This window comes from Bacillus sp. UMB0728, from assembly GCF_002858875.1.
Taxonomy (GTDB): domain Bacteria; phylum Bacillota; class Bacilli; order Bacillales; family Cytobacillaceae; genus Bacillus_AB; species Bacillus_AB infantis.
Window position 1 is genome coordinate 1,094,537 of record NZ_PKLA01000001.1, and the last position, 3,500, is coordinate 1,098,036.

The window sequence follows — 3,500 nt, forward strand, 5'->3', positions numbered from 1 at the left end:
TCCGCAAATCTGCTGCAGGTACATCACCATCCAGCGCCCTTATCAGATCATCCTCTGTGTTGATCAAGGCGGAGTATTCAATCTGGATCTGCGTGAGCAGATCCCGTGCCTCCTCACGATTGAGGCGGTCCTCAAGAAATGCTATGCCCTGCAGAATTGCGTTTCTGTTTTCCTCAATTCTCTCTTTGCTTTCCGCATCGGCAGCCTTTTCACTGTTAATCAGCTGCAGAATCACCTGGTCAGACTGGGTAAATCCCTGCCTGATTTCACCAGCTGTTTTAACTTTTTCATATCTGTCCTCAGTGATTTCCCTAAGGTTGCTTCTCATCCCATTCATAAAATAAACTGTCAAGAATAGGATCGCTGCCACAAATAGCATAATGATCCCAAAACCCAGGAACTGTTTCTTTCTAAAACTCATAATTTCCCCCCTAATTCAGCACTGAATGCCTATAAATAGAAAAGCGGACAGAATCCGACCTCTTTTTATACCCTTTCTTTTATGTTTCAAACATCTTTTTAAGAAAAAAATAAAAAAAACCGCTCACTTTTGAGCGGCGTCCATCTTATTTTTCCAGTAATTCTCCAATTTCTACTGTCGACCTTTCTTCAAGCGGACCTCTCAAATGTACTGTTGCAGTCCGGCCATCTTCATTGAGGCTGTCAATCCATACTGATGCGCCATTATAAGTGACTTCAATGTCTGCAGATGAAGAAAGGATCTGTTTCACACGGTTTGCGTTCAAAGCAATCCCTCCAAAAAAGTTTTGTCGGTTTAGCATTTCGCAGCTGGAAGATATTTATTCCTGTTCACATCAGCTTTGATATAAAGGCAGTTGCAATGCCGAAATAAACGAATAGCGAGATAATATCATTCAAGGTTGTAATCAAAGGCCCGGAAGCCACTGCCGGATCAATATTCAGCTTATAGAGGACAAGCGGCACTATTGTCCCCGCTAGAGTTCCTATAATCAAGGTGATAATAAGAGAGCCGCCAACCACCAGGCCCAAAAATCCATTACCCTGCCAGATATATGCGATCACAGATATCAGAATGCCGCAAGTCACCCCAATAATAATCCCGACAGCAAGCTCCCTGAGAATCAGCTTTGCTGCAAGCTCCCGATCAACATCTCGGCTGATCAGCCCCCTTACAACAACTGCGAGAGATTGTGTTCCTGTATTCCCTGTCATCCCGGCTATCATCGGCATAAAGAAAGCCAGTGCAACCACCTTGGAAATCGTCTCTTCAAAGCTGCTGATGATCGATCCCGAAACAAGTCCGATAAATAGCAGCAGAATCAGCCATGGCAGCCTCCGATAGGCAGCCACGAAAGCTTTAGTGTCAAAATCAATCGATTTTCCGGAAGCTGAGAGCTTTTCAATATCCTCTGTAGCTTCCCTGATAACCACATCAATGATATCATCCACCGTAATGATGCCTACAAGCCGATCATTCTCTTCTACTACAGGCAGTGCCAGGAAATCATAGCGTTCAATCAGCATGGCTGCATCTTCCTGATCCGTTTCCGCATGAACAGAAATCACCCTGCTGAACATAATATCCCTAATCTGTTCATGAGGCTCTGCTAGAATCAAATCTCTGTAAGAAACAACTCCTGTCAAACGTTTGTCTCCATCTATCACATATAAGTAATTGATTGTTTCCGAAAATACAGCAAAAGATTTCATTTTTGCAACTGTTTCACTGACCGTATAGCTTTCCGGAATCCACACAAACCGGTTCGTCATGATCCTGCCTGCTGTTTCAGGCGGATAATTCATGATGCTCTGGACAATCTGGGATTCCTCCTGCTTCATACCAGCCAGGAGCTCCTCTATCCTTCCAGGTGAAAGGCCTTCTAAAAGCAAGGCCAAATCGTCATTATCCATCAGATCCATGACCTGGCCCGATTTTTCCACACCAAGTTTTACTAAAACTCCATACTGTTCGTCCCTTTCAAGCTCTTCAAGCAGATCCGCAATCTGTTCGGGATCAAGCAGAAGGATGAATCTCGAGCGATGCTTCTCCGGAAGCTCCTCATACAGCCTGGCAATATCATAAGGCTGCAATTCCGCAATCAGTCGCTGGAATTGCTGTTTATCCGCTTCTTTTAAATGTTTGATCAATTTTACCAAATATTGTTCATCAATCATCAATTATCAACCCCTTTGGCTTCGCTTCTACTATTCCCCATTTCTGTCTTCGCAAAGCCAGCCGCAGTTTTAATCCAATTTTCTGTCGTACAAACCTATATTGCTGAATAGAATTGTACAAGCAGCAAATGAAAAGGAGTTGTTTTTTTTGAGCATATTTTTAAGCTATATCTTTCTAGGGCTTTCCCTGGCAGCTCCTATTGGCCCTATAAATGCAGCTCAGCTGGACAAGGGTATCAAAAACGGCTTTTTCCACGCCTGGCTTGTCGGATTGGGAGCTATGATAGCAGATGGAGTATATATGGTTGCCGTCTACATGGGGGTCGTGAATTTTCTTGAGATTCCTTTCGTAAAATCATTTTTATGGCTTTTTGGTTTTTTTGTGCTCGTTTATACAGGAATTGAAAGCCTTTTAACAGCAGGAAAGGTAGTATCAAACGACCGCCTTAAAGACGAATCGGCAGCAAAGTCTTTTATTTCCGGCTTTCTTATGTCCATTTCCAATCCCCTGACCATTCTTTTTTGGCTTGGCATATATGGCTCTGTATTGGCTAAAACAGCCGCAGAATATGATAAAAGCCAGATATTGATATACAGCTGTGCAATCTTTATAGGGCTGCTGTTATGGGATTTGACAATGGCAGCGGTAGCAAGCAGCTTTAGAAGGTTCATGACCAGCAGGATACTCACGCTCATTTCTATCTTATCCGGACTCTCCCTTATCGGGTTTGGACTTTATTTCGGGTATGAGGCATATAAGCTGTTTTTCTAACAATCATAGAAGTTCAGGAAAGTGCACTCTCCCTGGAAGCTGAAAAATTAGCGGTGATTGATGTGGAAATCAGAAATGGCGTTCATTTTGCTGTAAGCATAGCAGATTGGACGGTTGGTTTGGTGTAAGTGATTCTGTTCGCGACTGTGCAGGGGATGCAGCTGCTGGCACTAGTCAGATTTAAGGCATATGGTAAATTAAATGGGGAAGTCGGTAAATTAATCTTTCAAATGGTAGAATAATCCGCAAATTCGGTAGATTATCGGGCCAATTGATGAGATTCACGCTTTAAGCCGCTGCTCTCCCCATTATTGCAATCTAAAAACCAGTTGGTCCGCCCGCCCGGCCGATAATTTTTACTCAAGAGCAATCCTGTTTATATAAACTTCTCCTTTTTCACTAAAAAAGCGCAAAAAAAAGAACAGTCACGCCGACTGTTCTTTTTTTTGCCCGGCAGCGTCCTACTCTCACAGGGGGAGAGCCCCCAACTACCATCGGCGCTGAGAAGCTTAACTTCCGTGTTCGGTATGGGAACGGGTGTGACCTTCTCGCTATCGCCACCAGACTATTT

Annotated in this window: 4 protein-coding genes and 1 rRNA gene; 1 reads left to right on the plus strand and 4 read right to left on the minus strand. The window is 43.6% G+C overall.

Annotated features, from left to right (window positions below):
* The 3 genes from CYJ37_RS05670 to mgtE all read right to left on the minus strand — a co-directional run.
* A partial coding sequence (locus CYJ37_RS05670; protein ID WP_180827254.1) for an MCP four helix bundle domain-containing protein occupies positions 1-421 on the minus strand: 421 nt, incomplete at its 3' end.
* 145 nt (positions 422-566) lie between these two features.
* Positions 567-746: an H-type small acid-soluble spore protein gene (locus tag CYJ37_RS05675; RefSeq protein WP_022544063.1), complete on the minus strand. Its 180-nt coding sequence runs from the start codon at positions 744-746 to the stop codon at positions 567-569.
* A 64-nt stretch (positions 747-810) separates the two neighbouring features.
* Positions 811-2,157 (minus strand): magnesium transporter, encoded by a 1,347-nt coding sequence (mgtE, locus tag CYJ37_RS05680; protein WP_009795541.1) that lies wholly within the window; start codon positions 2,155-2,157, stop codon positions 811-813.
* Between the two features lie 148 nt (positions 2,158-2,305).
* On the opposite strand from mgtE, the gene CYJ37_RS05685 reads away from it, so the two are divergent.
* Positions 2,306-2,929 (plus strand): LysE family transporter, encoded by a 624-nt coding sequence (locus CYJ37_RS05685; RefSeq protein WP_022544064.1) that lies wholly within the window; start codon positions 2,306-2,308, stop codon positions 2,927-2,929.
* Positions 2,930-3,377: 448 nt separating this feature from the next.
* Here CYJ37_RS05685 and rrf read toward each other — a convergent pair.
* Positions 3,378-3,494 (minus strand): 5S ribosomal RNA (gene rrf / locus CYJ37_RS05690).
* Between the last annotated feature and the right edge of the window lie 6 nt (positions 3,495-3,500).